A 16382-nucleotide genomic window follows, 5' to 3' on the forward strand; every position below is an offset into this window, starting at 1 on the left:
CGCTTTCCCCCTCTCCCGTCCTGGACGCGCCGGTTGCGGCGCGTCCTTTTGCATGACGGATCCTTTCCGCGCCTTGCCACGGTTTCGCGATTGACCTTTCAAACGTTTGTTTGAATTCTGGCGCCATGCGCGAAGATGCACTCCCACCCGACTCGGGCCTCAAGGCCGGGGGAACCGCCGGGGCACTGGTGGCAACGGCGATCGAGATTTTCGGGCGCAAGGGCTTTGACGCGACCTCGACCCGCGAAATCGCTGCGGCGGCGGGCACCAACATCGCCGCGATTTCCTATCATTTCGGTGGCAAGGCGGGACTGCGCCTGGCCTGTGCCGAGGCTTTTGCGGCCCATGTCGGCGGCCTGATCGACAGCCTGACAGCGCAGGACCCCGTGACGGCCGAGGCGGCCCGGGCGCTGCTGGTGACGTTGATCGACCGTCTTGCCCGCCATCTGATCGGCGCCGCGGAGATGAGACCCTTCGCCGCTTTCGCCCTGCGCGAAATCTCGGACGGCGGACCGGGCACCGACATCCTCTACACGGCGCTGATCGGCCCCGCGCATCGACGCCTGTGCCGGCTCTGCGCCCTGGCGACCGGCGAAGACCCCGAAGCCGAGCCGGTCAAGCTCTTCGTCTTCAGCCTGATCGGTCAGATCCTTTACTTCCGCATCGGCGCCGCCATCGTCACCCGCCGCATGGGCTGGTCCGACATCGGCCCCGACGAGACCGAGAAGATCGTCGCCGTGCTGCAAGCCAATCTCTCGACCCAGATCGCCGCCAGACGGAGGTTCCCGGAATGACGCTGTGCTCGCTGCCCCTGATCGCCGCGCTGTTGAGCGGTTGCGCCACGCCGCTGCCGCTTGCGACCGGCTATGTCGAGGGCGACCATGTGATGATCGCCCCCGTCTCGGTGGCGGAACTGGCCAGCCTGTCAGTCACGCGCGGGCAGCGGGTGCGGGCGGGCGCGCAACTGGCCGAGCAGGAAAGCCGCGATGCGCGGATTGCCGTCGAGCAGGCGACCGCGGCTTTGGCGCAGGCGGAAAGCCAGCTTGAAAACCTGCGCGAGGGCAAACGCCCCGAGGAAATCCGGGTGATCGCGGCGGCGCTGGCCTCGGCCAGGGCGCAGGCGGCCGAGAGGGAACGCACGGCGCTGCGGTTCGCGGCGCTGGAAAACCGCGGCGCGGCGACCCCGGCCCAACGCGAGGATGCACAGACGGCGCTGACCATGGCGCAGGCGAAGGTGGCCGAGATCGAGGCCAATCTGGCCGTGGCCCGCCTGCCCGCCCGCAAGCCCGAAATCGCCGCCGCCGAGGCCGCCGTCCGTGCCGGTCAGGCCGGGCTTGAGCAGGCGAAATGGGTGCTGGAGAAACGCCGACTGACCGCCCCCGTCGACGGGGTGATCTCGGATCTGCTGCGGCGGCCGGGGGAGATTTCGGGGCCAACGGCGCCGGTCCTGACGATGTTGCCCGATCATGCGGTGAAGCTGCGGCTGTATCTGCCCGAAGCGCAGCTGGCGCAGGTGCACGCGGGCACCAGGCTGGAGGTGCAGTGCGACGGCTGCGCCCCGGGTCTGACGGCGACGGTCTCCTATGTTGCCGACGGGCCGGAATTCACCCCGCCGGTGATCTATTCGCCGCAGAACCGCCAGAAGCTGGTCTACCTGCTTGAAGCGCGGCCGGACACGGAGACCGGGTTGAAACCCGGTCAGATCGTTGATGTGACGCTGGCAGGGGCGCGCAGATGACGGCGCCCGCCATTGCCGTGACCGATTTGACGAAACGGTTCGGCAAGCGGACCGTGGTGGATCGGGTCTCGATCCGCGTGCAACCGGGCGAGATCGTCGGCTTTCTGGGCCCGAACGGCTCTGGCAAGACGACGACGATCCGGATGATGTGCGGCTTGCTGACCCCGGATGCGGGGTATGGCCGCGTGCTGGACCACGACATCTTGCGGGAACAAGCCGCGATCAAGCGCGAAGTCGGCTACATGACCCAGCGCTTCAGCTTTTATGAAGACCTGACCATCGCGGAAAACCTGAGCTTCGTTGCGGGCGTCTACGGCCTGCCCGCCGATGCCGTCGCCGGGACGCTCGCCGATCTGGGCCTGACCAGCCGCCGCGCGCAACTGGCCGGATCGCTCTCGGGCGGCTGGAAACAGCGCCTCGCCTTGGCCGCCTGCCTGATGCACCGGCCGAAACTGCTGATGCTCGACGAACCCACCGCGGGCGTCGATCCGAAGGCCCGGCGGGACTTCTGGGATGAAATCCACGCCCGCGCCGCCAATGGCCTGACCGTCCTTGTCTCCACCCATTACATGGACGAGGCCGAGCGCTGCCACCGGATAAACTACATTTCCTACGGCAGGCTGATCTCGCAGGGCACGGTGGCCGAGGTGATCGCGGCGGCGGGCCTTGTCACCGTGATCCTGCGCGGCGGGCGCACCGCAGAAGCACAGGTCCGCCTGACCGGACAGGCGGGCGTCGATCAGGTGGCGCATTGGGGCGCGGACCTGCATGTGATCGGCCGCGACGGCACCGCCCTGCGCCGCGCCGCCTCCGAGGTCGCCAAGGCGACCGGCGGTCAGATCCTTGAGGCCGAAACCAGCCTTGAGGACGTGTTCATCCAGCTGATGGGCGCGTCAAAGGACAACATGTCATGACCCGTTTCCTGTCTTTCCGCCGCCTGTTCACCATCATCCGCAAGGAGGCGGTGCAGATGCGCCGCGACCGCATCACCTTCGCGATGATGCTGGGCGTGCCGCTGATGCAATTGATGCTCTTCGGTTTTGCGATCAACAATGACCCCAAGGGCCTGCCCGCCGCGCTCGTCGCGCCCACGCAGGACCGCTATTCCCGCGCCCTTGTCAGCGCGCTGGAACTGACCGGCTATTACCGCTTCACCCATCCGCAAGCCACCGCGACCGAGGCCGAACGGCTGATCGCCACCGGACAGGTCAGTTTCGTCGTCACCGTGCCCTCGGATTTCGGCCGCAAGGTGATCCGCGGCGAACATCCGCAGATATTGATCGAGGCCGACGCGACCGATCCCGCCGTGGCCTCGGGCGCGATCGGCACCTTGGGGACCGTCGCGGCGCAGGCGCTTTTGCGCGAAAGCGGCACCGAGGCCGAGGCCACGGCCAGCGCGGCGCACAGGCTCGAGGTCGTCGTGCACCGCCGCTACAACCCCGAGGGCGTCACGCAATACAACATCGTCCCCGGGCTTCTGGGGGTGATCTTGCAGATGACGATGGTGATGATGACCGCGATGGCGCTGACCCGGGAAATCGAGCGCGGCACGATGGAAAACCTGCTCTCGATGCCGGTCACGCCGATCGAGGTGATGCTGGGCAAGGTGCTGCCGTTTTTCGTCGTCGGCGCGGTGCAGGTCAGCGTGGTGCTGATCGCGGCGAAAACGATTTTCGGCGTGCCTTTTGTCGGCAGCCTTTGGCTGTTGATGCTCGGCGTGCTGGTCTTCGTGATGGCGCTGGTGGTGCTGGGCTATGTCTTCTCGACGCTGGCCCGCACGCAGATGCAGGCGATGCAGCTGACCTTCTTCTACTTCCTGCCGTCGATCCTGCTCTCGGGCTTCATGTTCCCGTTTCGCGGCATGCCGACCTGGGCGCAATGGATCGGCGAAACGCTTCCCCTCACCCATTTCCTGCGCCTGATCCGAGGGGTGATGCTGAAGGGCGCAACTTTGGCCGACATCGCGCAGCCGCTGCTGACGCTGACCGGCTTTGCCGTCTTCTTCTCGCTTCTGGCGCTGAGCCGGTTCCGCCAGACGCTTGATTGAAAAGGGCCGCTTGCGCGGCCCTTTTGGGGTTCAGACGAACCGGTTCCACAGGTTTTCGAGCCGCTCTTGCCGCCCCGATTTCGGCTGCGGGTTGATGCCTTTCGCCCGCACCAGCGCCTCGATCGAGGCCAGATCCGAGCCGAGCATCGTCTTTGCCTCGGCCGTGTCCCAACCCGCATAACGCGCCTTGCGATTGGCTTCGAGCCCGCCATCTTCCAAAAGCGCCGCCGCCGCCTTCAGCGCCCGGGCGCAAACATCCATCGCCCCGACATGGCCGAGGATCAGATCCTCCGGGTCGATCGACTGACGGCGGATCTTCGCGTCGAAATTGGTGCCGCCGGTGGTGAAGCCGCCCGCTTTCAGCACCTCGTAATAGGCCCGCGCCATCTCGGGAACCGAATCCGGGAACTGGTCGGTGTCCCAGCCCGATTGGTAATCGTTGCGGTTCATGTCAATCGAACCAAGGATGCCAAGCGAAGCCGCCAGCGCCAGTTCATGCTCGAAACTGTGCCCGGCCAGGATCGCGTGACCCTGTTCGATGTTCACCTTGACCTCGTTTTCCAGCCCGAAGCGTTTCAGGAAGCCGTAAACGGTGGCCACATCGTAGTCATATTGATGCTTCGACGGCTCCTGCGGTTTCGGCTCGATCAGGATCGTGCCCTTGAAGCCGATCTTGTGCTTGTAGTCGACGACCATCTGCAGGAAGCGCCCGGCCTGCTCCGCCTCGCGGGTCAGATCGGTGTTCAGAAGCGTTTCATAGCCCTCGCGGCCGCCCCAAAGCACATAGTTGGCGCCGCCAAGCTTGTGCGTGGCATCCATGCAGGTCTTCACCGTCGCGGCAGACCAGGCAAAGACCTCCGGATCGGGGTTCGTCGCCGCGCCCGACATGAAGCGGCGGTGGCTGAACAGATTCGCCGTGCCCCACAGAAGCTTGGTGTTCGAGCCCGCCATCTTCTCGCCGATGTAATCGACGATCACTTCCAGATTGCGGGTGTTTTCCGCGAAATCCCTGCCCTCGGGGCGGATGTCGGCATCGTGGAAGCAGAAGAACGGCGCGCCGAGAATATCGAACATTTCGAAGGCCACATCGGCTTTCAGCTTCGCCAGATCAAGCGTGTCGCCAAACCACGGCCGTTCAAAGGTCTGCCCGCCAAAGGGGTCGCCGCCCGGCCAGGCGAAGCTGTGCCACCAGGCGATGGCAAAGCGCAGATGCTCGGCCATCGTCTTGCCCATCACCACTTCCGTGGGGTTGTAGTGCCGGAAGGCGAATTCGTTCGTCGAAGTCGGGCCCTCGTAGCGGATGGCGGGAATACCCTTGAAGAAGTCGGTCATGTCAGTCCCCGGATTGCGGCCTGCGCCGCGCGGTAGCGGGCATGGCCTTCGTCGAATGCCGATGACAGCGCCGAAACCGGCTCTATCACGGCGGAAATCACCGGTTGCGCGGCCACTTCGGCCCCGGCCCCGGTTGCGGCCATCAAGGCCAGTCGTGCGGCGCCAAAGGCTCCGCCGAAATCCCCCGCCACCGGCAGGGAAACAGGGGTGCCCAGCGCCGTCGCGATCGCCTGACACCAATAGGTGGATTTTGAGCCGCCGCCGACGGCCAGCAGGCTGTCGATGCGGGTGCCGGTCGCCGCCAGGGCATCGCGGCAATCGCGGATCGCAAAGGTCACGCCTTCCAGCACCGCCCGCGTCGCGGCGTCACGATCCGTCGCATGTTCCAGCCCGATGAAGGCGCCACGGATCGCGGCATCGTTCAGCGGCGTGCGCTCACCGCCCAAGTAAGGCAGGAATCGGGTCTTTCCGGGCGGTTGCAACGCACCAAGACCCGCGGTCAGATCCTTGGGCGAGGCCCCGGCAAGGCGCGAAAACCAATTGAGCGCATCGGTGGCGGCGAGGATCACCCCCATCTGATGCCAGGTTCCCGGCAGCGCATGGCAAAAGGTATGCACAGCCGTCGCGGCATCGGGCTGATAGCCGTCATTCGCCGCAAAAAGCACCCCCGAGGTGCCAAGCGAGACAAAGGCCTGCCCGGCCTTCACCACGCCGACGCCGATCCCCGAGGCGGCATTGTCGCCCCCGCCCCCGGCCACGACGACGCCCGCGGGCATCCCGAAGCGTTCGGCCAAATCGGCTCTGATCTTGCCCGAAACCTCGGATCCTTCGACCAGACGCGGCATCTGATCGCGCCGCATGCCCGAGGCTTTCAGCAATTCCTCGGACCAGTCGCGGCGGCCGACATCAAGCCAAGCCGTGCCCGCCGCATCGGACATTTCCGCCACATGCTCGCCGGTCAGCCAGAGCCGCAGATAATCTTTCGGCAAAAGCACCTTCGCGACGCGGGCGAAGATCTCGGGCTCGTGCCGGGCGACCCAGCACAGTTTCGGCGCGGTGAAACCCGGAAAGACGATGTTGCCCGAAAGCGCCCGAAAGATCGGGTTGGCATCCAATTCGGCGGCTTCCACATGGCTGCGGGTGTCGTTCCACAGGATGCAGGGCCGCAGCACGTCATCGGAGGCATCGAGCAGCGTCGCCCCGTGCATCTGCCCGGAAAGCCCGATGCCGCGCAGCTGCCCCAGACCGAAACCCGCCAACGCGGCCAGCACCTTTTCCGCGGCGCCGATCCAGTCGGCGGGCGCCTGTTCCGACCAGCCCTCCTGCGGGCGCGACACCGTCAGGGGCGCCGTCGCCTCGGCCAGGATCTGCTGATCCGCGTCGATCAGGATGCCCTTGAGCCCCGAGGTGCCCAGATCCAATCCCAGATACATCAGCAGGCCACCCCCTCGGGCTTCTTGCCAAGGATGATCATGCCCAGAATGTCCTCGTCGGTGACATCCTTGACGTTCACCGTGCCGACCAGCTGGCCGTTCTTCATCACCGAGGCGCGGTCGCACAGCCGCATGACGTTGTGGATGTCATGCTCGATCAGGAAGATGCCCAGACCCTGCGCCTTCAGCTCCTCGATCAGTTCCGCCACCATCTGGGTTTCATGCGGGCCCAGCGCGGCGGTGGGCTCGTCCATGATCAGGATACGCGCGTTGAAATAGACCGCCCGCGCGATCGCCACCGACTGCCGCTGCCCGCCCGAGAGCGCCTTCACCGGCTCCTTGAACTTGCGGAAGTTCGGATTGAGCCGCCCCATGATCTTGCGGGTCTCGGCCTCCATCTGCGCATCATCGACGAAGCCGAAAGGCGTCACCAATTCGCGGCCCAGAAACAGGTTCGAGGCCGCATCAAGGTTATCGGCCAGCGCCAGCGTCTGATAGATCGTCTCGATGTTATAAGCGCGGGCATCGCGCGGATTGCGGATCTCGGCCTTTTCGCCGTTGATGTAGATGGCGCCCGAGTCCATCTGGTAAGCACCCGACAGGCACTTGATCAGGGTCGATTTGCCCGCGCCATTATGGCCCAGCAGACCGACGACCTCGCCCGGATAAAGGTCGATGGTGACATGATCCACCGCCTTGATGCCACCAAAGGCGATCGAGACGTCGCGCATCTCGACCAGAGGGGTTCCGCGGGTGCTCATACCTTTTCCCCCGTGCGCTTGCGGTATTGAATGTCGATCCAGACGGCCAGAACCAGCACGCCGCCGACGACGATGTTCTGGAACGGCGCATCGACGCCGACCATCGCCATGCCCGATTGCAGCGATTGCATGATCACCGCGCCCAGAACGGCGCCATAGATCGTGCCGATGCCCCCGGCCAGGGCCGTGCCGCCGATGACGGCTGCCGCGATCACGCGCAGCTCATCGAGCGAGCCGATGTCGTTGGTGTGGTTCGCCAGACGCGCCTGTGCCACCATGGCGGAAATCGCGCACAGAACCCCCATCAGGGTGAAGATCTTCACCGTCAGCATCCGGGTGTTGATGCCGGACAGTTCCGCCGCATCCGGGTTGCCGCCAGCGGCGAAGATGTAGCGGCCAAGCCGGGTCTTGCGGGCGATCAGCGTCATCACCACGACGATCACGACCAGCATCAGCACCGAAATCGGCAGGCCGAAGTAATCGATGTAGCCTTCGGGCATCACCTCGCCGCGGGCCTCGAATTCGCGCTTCAGACGGCCGACCGGGATCGCATAGCTGTTCAGGATCGCGACGAAGCCAAGGATCGCCGCGACAGCGGTGGCCATCAACGCGCCCTCGGCCCAGAGCGGCTTCACCGGGAATTCATGCCGGATCTTGGCCTGACGCGCCCGCCAGAGACCCAAAACCGCCAGAACCGAGAAGAAAATCGCCAAGGCCCAGGACAGGGCAGAGCCGACCGTGCCCTCGACGCCACCAAACAGCATGAAGGTCTGATCCAGCGGCCCGACCGTCTGCCCATCGGTCAGATACCAGCCGACGTTGCGCCAGATCAGCAGACCGCCCAGCGTCACGATGAAGGCCGGAATGCGCTGATACCCGATGAGCCAGCCGTTCAGCGCGCCGATCGCGGCGCCGGTCAGAAGGCCCGCGATCACCGTCAGCGGCATCACCAGCGGATGGCCGATGCCGAAGACCTGGGGCAGCAGCTGCACCTGCATCACCCCCATCACCGAGGAGCAGATGGCCAGCACCGCGCCGACCGAAAGGTCGATATGCCGGGTGACGATGACGAAAACCATCCCGGTCGCCATGATCGCCACGGAGACGGTCTGGATCGACAGGTTGAAGATGTTGCGGGGCGTCAGAAAACGGCCGTCGGTGATCACGTTGAAGACAAGGCAGATCACGACGAAGGCGCCGATCATGCCCAGAAGCCGGGTGTCCAGCTCGAGCGACTGCAACAGCGTCCGCTTCTGCCCGCCGTCCTGCGGGGTCGGGGTGTTCATGGGGTATCCGATCGAAAAAGGGCGCCGCGGCGCTCTTTGGAAGGGGGGCGGCCTGCGAGCCGCCCCGGTTCAGATCAGCTCAGATCAGTTGCACGGCGCCGGACCGGCACTCACGCCCTGACACAGCGCGTCCTTGGTGATCCAGCCCGCATCGACGACGGTCGCCAGATTGTCCTTGGTGATCGGCATCGGCGTCAGGAATTTGGCGGTCATCTTGGTCCCCGCGGGCGAGGTCCATTCGGTGGCCCCCGCAACGGATTTCATGTCGGCGCCCCCGGCCAGAGCCACGGCGATTTCGGCCGCGTTCTTGCCCAGCTCGCGCGCGTCCTTCCACACCGAAACCGTCTGCGTGCCCAGCGCCACCCGGTTCAGCGCGGCATGATCGCCATCCTGACCCGAGACCGGCACCACAAGCCCCTGCGCCGACAGCGCCGCCACGGCACCCCCGGCGGTGCCATCGTTCGAAGCCACGACCGCATCGACCTTGTTGTCATTCGCGGTCAGGATCTGTTCCATGTTGCGCTGCGCGTTCGCGGGCAGCCAGCCGTCGGTATAGGCTTCGCCGACGATCTTCACATCGCCCGCATCGATCGCGGCCTGCAGCACCTCTTGCTGACCGCCGCGCAGGAAGTCGGCGTTCGGATCGGTGGGCGAGCCCTTGATCATCACGTAGTTGCCCTTGGGCGCCGCAGCCAGAACTGCCCGCGCCTGCATCCGGCCCACTTCGGCATTGTCGAAGGTCAGGTAAAAGGCCCGCGGATCCTCGATCAGACGGTCATAGGCGATGACCGGAATGCCCTCGTCGGCGGCGGCCTGCACGGCGGGGCCGATCGCCTCGGTGTCCTGCGCCAGCACGATCAGCGCATTCACGCCCTGCGCCATCAGCGATTCGATGTCCGAGAGCTGCTTGGCCGAGGACGATTGCGCATCGGCCGAGACATATTTCGCACCGGCGGCTTCCAGCGCAGCCTTGATCGCGGCCTCGTCGGTCTTCCAGCGCTCCTCCTGGAAGTTCGACCAGGACACGCCCACGGTCATGTCGGCAAAAGCCGTGGTGGCAAGGCCGGCCGTCAGCGCGACGGCGGCGAAAAGGGTTTTATACATGTTCTCCTCCCGAGATGTGGCCCGACGGACCGACCTGACAGATTCGCCGGGATGGCAAGAGGATGAGTCGAATAATTTTAGTTGTCAAAATAAAAATGGGGCGCAAGAATGAAACTGACCAACGAAACGGCGGAAAATAGCTGCATCGCGGCAAGAATGATCGCTGCAACGCGCTGATGTGCCGTCGTTTTGTTAATCCATTGAACGAAAGATGCCGTGATGAAGAAGATCTCCCAGATCGGAAAGGCCTCGTTCGGCTGCGGCCCGCTGATTCAGCCGCTGTCGGAAACCGCCCGCCCGCTGCGCCAGCAGATCTTCGAGCGCGTGCGCGCCGCCGGGCAGATGGCCCGGGTGCAACTGGCGAAAGAGCTGTGCATCAGCCCGGCCTCGGTCACCACGATCACCTCGGAACTGATCGACACCGGGCTGCTTGAGGAAGTGCAGACCCTGCGCGAGGGCGAAGGCGGCCGCGGCCGGCCCGCCGTCGCGCTGCGGGTCAGCCCGAACACCCGGCACGTGGTCGGCATCAAGCTGTCGGACCGCGAACACACCGCGGTTCTGGTCGATTTCGCCGGCAACATGATCGCGGGCGAGACGATCCCGCGCAGCCCCGGGGCGATGGGGATTGATGGCATCCTGGAAGCGGCCGAGCGGCTGCTGCACCGCGTCTGCGCCAAGGGCGGGGTCGATCGCGACGCCATTCTGGCGCTGGGGCTGGGGGTTCCGGGCTTTGTCGACAGCGAAACCGGGGTGGTGCATTGGTCGCCGGTGCTCTCGGATCGCCACGTCGGATTGCAGGCGGCGCTGCGCGAGCGGCTGGGCCTGACGGTCTTCATCGACAACGATGCCAATCTGGTGACCCTTGCGGAACTCTGGTTCGGTGCCGGTCGCAAGCTATCGGATTTCGCCGTGGTGACGATCGAACACGGTCTGGGCATGGGCTTCGTGATCAACCACCGCATCTATCGCGGCGCGCGCGGGATGGGGATGGAGCTGGGCCATACGAAGGTGCAGCTGGATGGCGCGCTGTGCCGCTGCGGCCAACGCGGCTGCCTGGAGGCCTATGTCGCCGATTACGCGCTGGTGCGCGAGGCAAGGACGGCGCTGAACCTGCCTTTGGGCGAAACCCAGCCGGTCGGCGTGATGCTGGAAAGCCTCTTCGATCATGCCAAGGCGGGCAATGCCGCCGCGCGCTCGATCTTTCGCCGGGCGGGGCGCTATCTGGCGGTGGGGCTGTCGAACATCGTCAATCTGTTCGATCCGGCGCTGATCATCCTTTCGGGCGAGCGGATGCGCTACGACTATCTTTATGCGACCGAGACCTTGGCCGAGATGCACGAATTGATGCTCGACACCGGCCGCGACGGGCCGCGGATCGAGACCCACGCCTGGGGGGATCTGCTCTGGGCGCATGGGGCGGCGGCCCTGGCGCTGCATGAGCTGACCGAACAGCTGCTGGGCACCAGCCGGGAGATGGCGGCGCAATGAAACGGGTTCTGCTCTGTCTGATCGCCTTTCCAGCCAGTGCAGAGCCGCTTTTCCTTGATGAGGCCGCGGGCCTGCCGCACCGTCGTCGGCGATGACGGCCGCCCCTCGACCGGCTGGCATCCGGAATTCGGCGATGTGGACAACGATGGCCGCGAGGATCTGTTCCTCTCCAAGGGCAATGTGGACCAGATGCCCGGCCTTGCCTCGCATGATCCGAACAACCTGCTGATGCAGGGGCCGGATGGCACGTTCCACGAAATGACCAACAAGGCCGGGATGGCGACGCGGGAACGGTCTCGGGGCGCGGCCTTGGCGGATCTGAACGGCGACGGACGGCTTGATCTGGTGGTGATGAACCGCCGCGCGCCGATGGAGCTTTGGCGCAATGCGACGGCGCAGAGCGGGAATTGGGCAGAAATAGAGCCTGTTCAGCCCGCGCCGAACCCGAATGCCGTGGGCGCCTGGGTCGAGGTGAAGACCGCTTCGGGCGTCAAGGCGCAGGAAATCACCGTGGGCGGCGGGCATGCCGGGGGCAAGGCCGGTCCGCTGCATTTCGGGCTTGGGTCCGAGACCTCGGCTCAGATGCGGGTGATCTGGCCTGATGGCACGGCGGGGGATTGGCAGCCCGTCACGCTGAACGGGCAGACCGGGATCCGCCGTTAACGATCCACCGGCAAACCGCTTGGCACGGTGTCGGGCACGCCCAACCGCCCCTTCAGCGCGACAGGATCGGACAAAGTGGTCAGAAACGCCACGATCTGCGCGACGTGATCCGGCGTCAGCGCCAAGGGCGCAACCGCCGCGGCCTTGATCGCCGCCACCTCGTCCGGGGTGTCGAGGATCTTCCAATCCGGCTTCGTCTTCGGCAGCACCGGCAGCACGGCCTGCGTCCGGTCATAACCGGCCAGTTGATCGCCGCTGCGGGCGTGATCGGTGACAAAGGCGGCCAGGTCTTTGTGACTGCCCGCATGCCCCCAGGGCCCGGTCTGCGCGACGTTGCGCAGGCTGGGCGTGCGGAAGGCGAAGATGTCGGCGGGGGTATTCGTCACCCGATAACGACCCTCGTCGCGGGAATGACGCTCGAACCGTTCCGCCTTGCCGGGGCCAAGCTGCGGTTCCCCCATCGCATGGAACGCATGATCGGTCAGGAACGGGCCGGAATGGCAGGTCGCACAGCCCGCCACGCCATAGAACAGATCCGCCCCCTTTGCCGCTTCGGGCTGAAACAGAGCCTGTTTTCGCAAGACCGCATCAAAGGAGCTGTCATCGGACCGCCATTCGAAAGCGACAAATTGCGCGATCGCGTTCGAGATGTCGGTGAAGGTGATCGGCCGCCCGGAAGCGATCTCGGGATAGGCTGTCTCGAAGGCCGTCTGATAGGCCGGAATGCCCGCCACCCGCGCCGAGATCCGCGCCCAGGCGCCATCGGGCCCGGTGATGAAGCCTTCTCGCACCGCCTTGGAAATCTCGTTTTCGTTGTAATGCCCGGCCATCTCGTCGGGCGACAGCACCGGAAACATCGTCTGCGCCGAGAGGATCGAGGCGAAGCCGGTCACCATGTCCTCCTCCATCGGCGTGCGCAGGCCCGAGGGCCGGGTCGGATCAACCTCGATCCGTCCGTCGTGAAACAGCACCTTGAACGGCGTGGCCCCCAGATTGAACAGCGCGGGCGCGTTGCGGGGAATGCGCTGTTCGGGCAGATTCGTCTCTGTCACATGCCGATCCGGGCCCAGCCCCACCGCGCCTTCGCCCAGACCCAGGCTCAGCCCGTCGCCGGTGCCGAAACGCGGATGGTGGCAGGTGGCGCAAGAGATGTTGCGATTGCCCGACAGGATCGGATCATAGAACAGATCCCGGCCAAGCCGCACTTCGGCCATGGTGACCCGGCTGTAATCCGCCTCCGTCAGCCGCGCGGGAAGGTCGGCGGCCAGCGCCGCCCCCCCGAAAGCAGCCAGAAAAGAGCCTGTTTCAGCGGTTTTCCGACGAACGTGCCCATAGGTTGATCGCCTCATCCTGTGCGTGGGTGTCGATTTCGGCCAGTTCTTCGGCGGTGAAGGACAGATTGCCCAGGGCACCGACGCAATCCACCACCTGTTCGGGCTTCGATGCCCCGATCAGCGCCGAGGTGATGCCGCCCCGCAGCACCCAGGCGAGCGCCATCTGTGCCAGCGTCTGCCCGCGCCGCTCCGCAATCGCGTTCAGCGCCCGGATCTTGTCCAAGGCCTGCGGCGTCAGCGTGCCGGGATCAAGCGACTTGCCCTGCCCCGCGCGTGCCCCCGACGGAATGCCCTTCAGGTATTTCGCGCTCAGCAATCCCTGCGCCAGCGGCGTGAAGGCGATCGAGCCGACGCCCAGACCCGCAAGCGTGTCCACCAGCCCGTCGCGCTCGATCCAGCGGTTCAGCATGTTGTAGCTCGGCTGATGGATCAGCAAAGGCACGCCAAGCCCGCGCAGGATCGCCGCGGCTTCCCGCGTGCGCTCGGAATTATAGGACGAAATCCCGATATACAGCGCCTTGCCCGAGCGCCAGATCTGCTCCAGCGCGCCCATGGTTTCCTCGAGCGGCGTCTCGGGGTCGAAGCGGTGCGAATAGAAGATGTCGACATACTCAAGCCCCATCCGCTTCAGCGACTGGTCGCAAGACGCGATCAGATATTTCCGGCTGCCCCATTCGCCATAGGGCCCGGGCCACATGTCATAGCCGGCCTTCGAGGAAATGATCAGCTCGTCCCGCAGCCCCGCGAAATCGGTCTTCAGGATCTCGCCGAAAGCTTCCTCGGCGGAACCGGGCGGCGGGCCATAATTGTTCGCCAGATCGAAATGGGTGATGCCGAGATCAAAGGCGGTCCGGCAGATCGCCCGTTTCACCGCATGGGGCGTGTCATGGCCGAAGTTGTGCCAGAGGCCCAGCGAGATCGCGGGCAGTTTCAGCCCAGAGGCCCCGCATTTGCGGTAAATCATTCGGGAATAGCGGTTTTCGGCGGGGGTATAGGTCATCATGTCCTCCAGACTGCGTCAGAAGACCACAGGCCGCGCCGTCACGCAAGTTGTGCCCCGGCGCGCAATCGGCGATGCTGGCCCCAGCGAGGGCGGCATGCGTTTTGTTTTTCGACTGCGGGACCGCTTGTCCCAGACCAACATCTTCCTGATCTCGGCCGGGGTGGCGTTCTATGCCATGCTGGCGGTGTTTCCGGGCCTGACCGCGACGATCTCGATCTGGAGCACGGTCGCCGATCCGGTCGTCATCCGCACCTATCTGGAGGTGGCGCAGAATTTCATCCCGCCCGAGGCCTATGCGATCCTCGATGCGCAGGTCAGCATGCTGCTGGCAGGTCCGCGCGGGGTGATCGGCTGGGGGACGCTCGTGTCCGTGCTGTTCGCGCTGTTTTCGGCGCGGGCGGGGGTGGATGCGCTGGTGCAGGGTCTGAACGTGATCCACGGGTCAGAGTCGCGCGACACCATTTTCGGCTTCCTCTTCGGGTATCTGATGACGGTGGCGCTGGTCGGCGTGATGCTGATGGCGATGGCCACGATCGTCGCCCTGCCGATCCTGGCGAATGTCCTGCCCTTCCATGCGGTGACGGCCGTGCTGCTGTCGGGCCTGCCCTGGATCGCGATGGTGCTTTTGATGCTGACAGTTCTGGGCGTGCTCTACCGCTTTGCCCCCTATCGCCCGCGTCGCCGCGATCCGATCTTTTCGCTCGGCGCCGTGGTGGCGACCGTCGTCTGGGGCGGGGCCTCGATCGGCCTCACCGCCTATCTTGCGAATTTCGGCACCTACAACAAGGTCTATGGCTCGCTGGGGGCGGTCATCGCGCTTCTGATGTGGCTCTATCTTGGCGCTTTTTCGGTCTTGTTCGGCGCTGCCTTGAACGCCGAACTTGCCGAGAAACACCGCGCTTAAAAGAACGCCTGCAGCCCGGTCACCGCCCGGCCAAGGATCAGCGCATGCACATCATGCGTGCCCTCGTAGGTGTTCACCGTTTCCAAGTTGACCATGTGCCGGATCACCTGAAACGATTCCGAGATCCCGTTGCCGCCATGCATGTCGCGCGCATTCCGCGCCGCCTCCAGCGCCTTGCCGCAATTGTTGCGCTTGATCAGCGAGATCATCTCGGGCGCGGCATTGGCCTCGTCCATCAGCCGCCCGACCTGCAAGGCCGCCTGCAGACCCAGCGTGATATCGGTGAGCATATTGGCCAGTTTCAGCTGGTAAAGCTGCGTCTGCGCCAAGGGCCTGTTGAACTGCTTGCGGTCGAGCCCGTATTGCCGCGCCGCATGGAAGCAGAATTCGGCCGCGCCCATCACGCCCCAGGCGATGCCATAGCGCGCCCGGTTGAGACAGCCAAACGGCCCCTTCAGCCCCTCGACGCCGGGCAAAAGCGCCTCTTCGCCAACCTCGACGCCGTCCATCACGATCTCGCCGGTGATCGAGGCCCGCAAGGAAAGCTTGCCCGCGATCTTCGGCGCCGAAAGCCCTTTCAGACCCTTTTCCAGCACAAAACCCTTGATCTTGCCGCCATGCGCCTCGGATTTCGCCCAGACCACGAAGACATCGGCGATCGGCGCGTTCGAGATCCACATCTTGGACCCCGTCAGCACATAACCATTGGCCGTCTTCTTCGCGACGGTCTTCAGGCTGGACGGGTCCGAGCCCGCATCGGGTTCGGTCAGGCCAAAACAGCCGATCCATTCGCCGCTGGCGAGTTTCGGCAGATATTTCCGCCGCTGTTCCTCGGTGCCATAGGCATAGATCGGATACATCACCAGGCTCGACTGCACCGACATCATCGAGCGATAGCCGCTGTCGACCCGCTCGATTTCCCGCGCCACCAGACCATAGGCGACATAAGACGCGCCCAGCCCGCCGTATTCCTCGGGGATGGTCACGCCCAAAAGCCCCATCGCCCCCATCTCGCGGAAGATCGCCGGATCGGTTTCTTCCTCGGCAAAGGCGCGAATCACCCGGGGTTGCAGCTTTTCCTGCGCATAGGCCCGGGCCGCATCGCGCAGCATCCGTTCTTCTTCGGTCAACTGGCCATTCAGGCGCAGCGGGTCATCCCAGTCAAACCGGGCAAGATCGGGGGCATCCTTGGGTTTCAGGGCCATCTGGTCCTCCATGCGTTCGATGCTTTATGCGCGAGGAAAATACGCTAATCTACCGCTATTCCGGCTTATGTCGATGCACGGAGC

The 16382-nt window shown here is 65.0% G+C and carries 15 protein-coding genes; 7 read left to right on the forward strand and 8 right to left on the reverse strand.

All coding sequences use genetic code 11. From position 1 onward, the window contains the following. Positions 1-125: 125 nt before the first annotated feature. Genes FBT96_RS02045 through FBT96_RS02060 form a run of 4 tightly spaced genes read left to right on the forward strand, consistent with a single transcriptional unit; the run spans position 126 to position 3785 of the window. Positions 126-794, forward strand: coding sequence for a CerR family C-terminal domain-containing protein (locus tag FBT96_RS02045; RefSeq protein WP_136904727.1), 669 nt, complete (start codon positions 126-128; stop codon positions 792-794). Then, complete coding sequence (locus FBT96_RS02050; protein ID WP_136904728.1) at positions 791-1738, forward strand: HlyD family secretion protein; 948 nt, start codon at positions 791-793, stop codon at positions 1736-1738. Before FBT96_RS02045 ends, FBT96_RS02050 begins: the two co-directional genes overlap by 4 nt. Then, positions 1735-2652, forward strand: coding sequence for an ABC transporter ATP-binding protein (locus FBT96_RS02055; protein WP_136904729.1), 918 nt, complete (start codon positions 1735-1737; stop codon positions 2650-2652). The genes FBT96_RS02050 and FBT96_RS02055 overlap by 4 nt, the downstream gene beginning before the upstream one ends. Then, the gene (locus tag FBT96_RS02060) at positions 2649-3785 is read left to right on the forward strand and encodes an ABC transporter permease (protein WP_136904730.1); all 1137 of its coding nucleotides are present in this window, start codon (positions 2649-2651) and stop codon (positions 3783-3785) included. The genes FBT96_RS02055 and FBT96_RS02060 overlap by 4 nt, the downstream gene beginning before the upstream one ends. Positions 3786-3815: 30 nt before the next feature. On the opposite strand, the gene xylA is transcribed toward FBT96_RS02060, so the two are convergent. The 5 genes from xylA to xylF all read right to left on the reverse strand — a co-directional run bounded on the left by xylA (position 3816) and on the right by xylF (position 9701). Beyond that, positions 3816-5117 carry a xylose isomerase gene (xylA, locus tag FBT96_RS02065; protein ID WP_136904731.1) on the reverse strand — a complete coding sequence of 434 codons (1302 nt, stop codon included), beginning with the start codon at positions 5115-5117 and terminating at the stop codon, positions 3816-3818. Beyond that, a complete protein-coding gene (gene xylB, locus FBT96_RS02070) occupies positions 5114-6550 on the reverse strand; it encodes a xylulokinase (protein ID WP_136904732.1) in 1437 nt (478 codons plus the stop codon). Before xylB ends, xylA begins: the two co-directional genes overlap by 4 nt. Continuing rightward, a complete protein-coding gene (locus FBT96_RS02075; protein WP_136904733.1) occupies positions 6550-7311 on the reverse strand; it encodes an ATP-binding cassette domain-containing protein in 762 nt (253 codons plus the stop codon). The genes xylB and FBT96_RS02075 overlap by 1 nt, the downstream gene beginning before the upstream one ends. Beyond that, the gene (locus FBT96_RS02080) at positions 7308-8597 is read right to left on the reverse strand and encodes a sugar ABC transporter permease (protein WP_136904734.1); all 1290 of its coding nucleotides are present in this window, start codon (positions 8595-8597) and stop codon (positions 7308-7310) included. Before FBT96_RS02080 ends, FBT96_RS02075 begins: the two co-directional genes overlap by 4 nt. 84 nt (positions 8598-8681) lie before the next feature. Next, a complete protein-coding gene (gene xylF / locus FBT96_RS02085) occupies positions 8682-9701 on the reverse strand; it encodes a D-xylose ABC transporter substrate-binding protein (protein WP_055210314.1) in 1020 nt (339 codons plus the stop codon). A gap of 219 nt (positions 9702-9920) precedes the next feature. On the opposite strand from xylF, the gene FBT96_RS02090 reads away from it, so the two are divergent. Together FBT96_RS02090 and FBT96_RS02095 are read left to right on the forward strand one after the other, a co-directional pair. Further along, positions 9921-11189, forward strand: coding sequence for an ROK family transcriptional regulator (locus tag FBT96_RS02090; protein ID WP_136904735.1), 1269 nt, complete (start codon positions 9921-9923; stop codon positions 11187-11189). A gap of 57 nt (positions 11190-11246) precedes the next feature. After that, positions 11247-11852: a CRTAC1 family protein gene (locus FBT96_RS02095; RefSeq protein ID WP_346655931.1), complete on the forward strand. Its 606-nt coding sequence runs from the start codon at positions 11247-11249 to the stop codon at positions 11850-11852. On the opposite strand, the gene FBT96_RS02100 is transcribed toward FBT96_RS02095, so the two are convergent. Both FBT96_RS02100 and mgrA read right to left on the reverse strand, forming a co-directional pair. Next, on the reverse strand, positions 11849-13201 hold the full coding sequence (locus FBT96_RS02100; RefSeq protein ID WP_136904736.1) for a cytochrome-c peroxidase: 1353 nt from the start codon (positions 13199-13201) through the stop codon (positions 11849-11851). The two genes, FBT96_RS02095 and FBT96_RS02100, sit on opposite strands and share 4 nt — an antisense overlap. Next, the gene (gene mgrA / locus FBT96_RS02105) at positions 13158-14186 is read right to left on the reverse strand and encodes an L-glyceraldehyde 3-phosphate reductase (protein WP_136904737.1); all 1029 of its coding nucleotides are present in this window, start codon (positions 14184-14186) and stop codon (positions 13158-13160) included. Before mgrA ends, FBT96_RS02100 begins: the two co-directional genes overlap by 44 nt. A gap of 97 nt (positions 14187-14283) precedes the next feature. Here mgrA and FBT96_RS02110 point away from each other — a divergent pair, with 97 nt between their 5' ends. Next, the gene (locus FBT96_RS02110) at positions 14284-15093 is read left to right on the forward strand and encodes a YihY/virulence factor BrkB family protein (RefSeq protein ID WP_283234914.1); all 810 of its coding nucleotides are present in this window, start codon (positions 14284-14286) and stop codon (positions 15091-15093) included. Here FBT96_RS02110 and FBT96_RS02115 read toward each other — a convergent pair. After that, a complete protein-coding gene (locus tag FBT96_RS02115) occupies positions 15090-16310 on the reverse strand; it encodes an acyl-CoA dehydrogenase (protein ID WP_136904739.1) in 1221 nt (406 codons plus the stop codon). The genes FBT96_RS02110 and FBT96_RS02115 overlap by 4 nt on opposite strands. Positions 16311-16382 lie beyond the last annotated feature (72 nt).

The sequence above is a fragment of the Rhodobacter capsulatus genome (genome assembly GCF_005144475.1).
GTDB classification, from domain to species: Bacteria; Pseudomonadota; Alphaproteobacteria; order Rhodobacterales; family Rhodobacteraceae; genus Rhodobacter; species Rhodobacter capsulatus_C.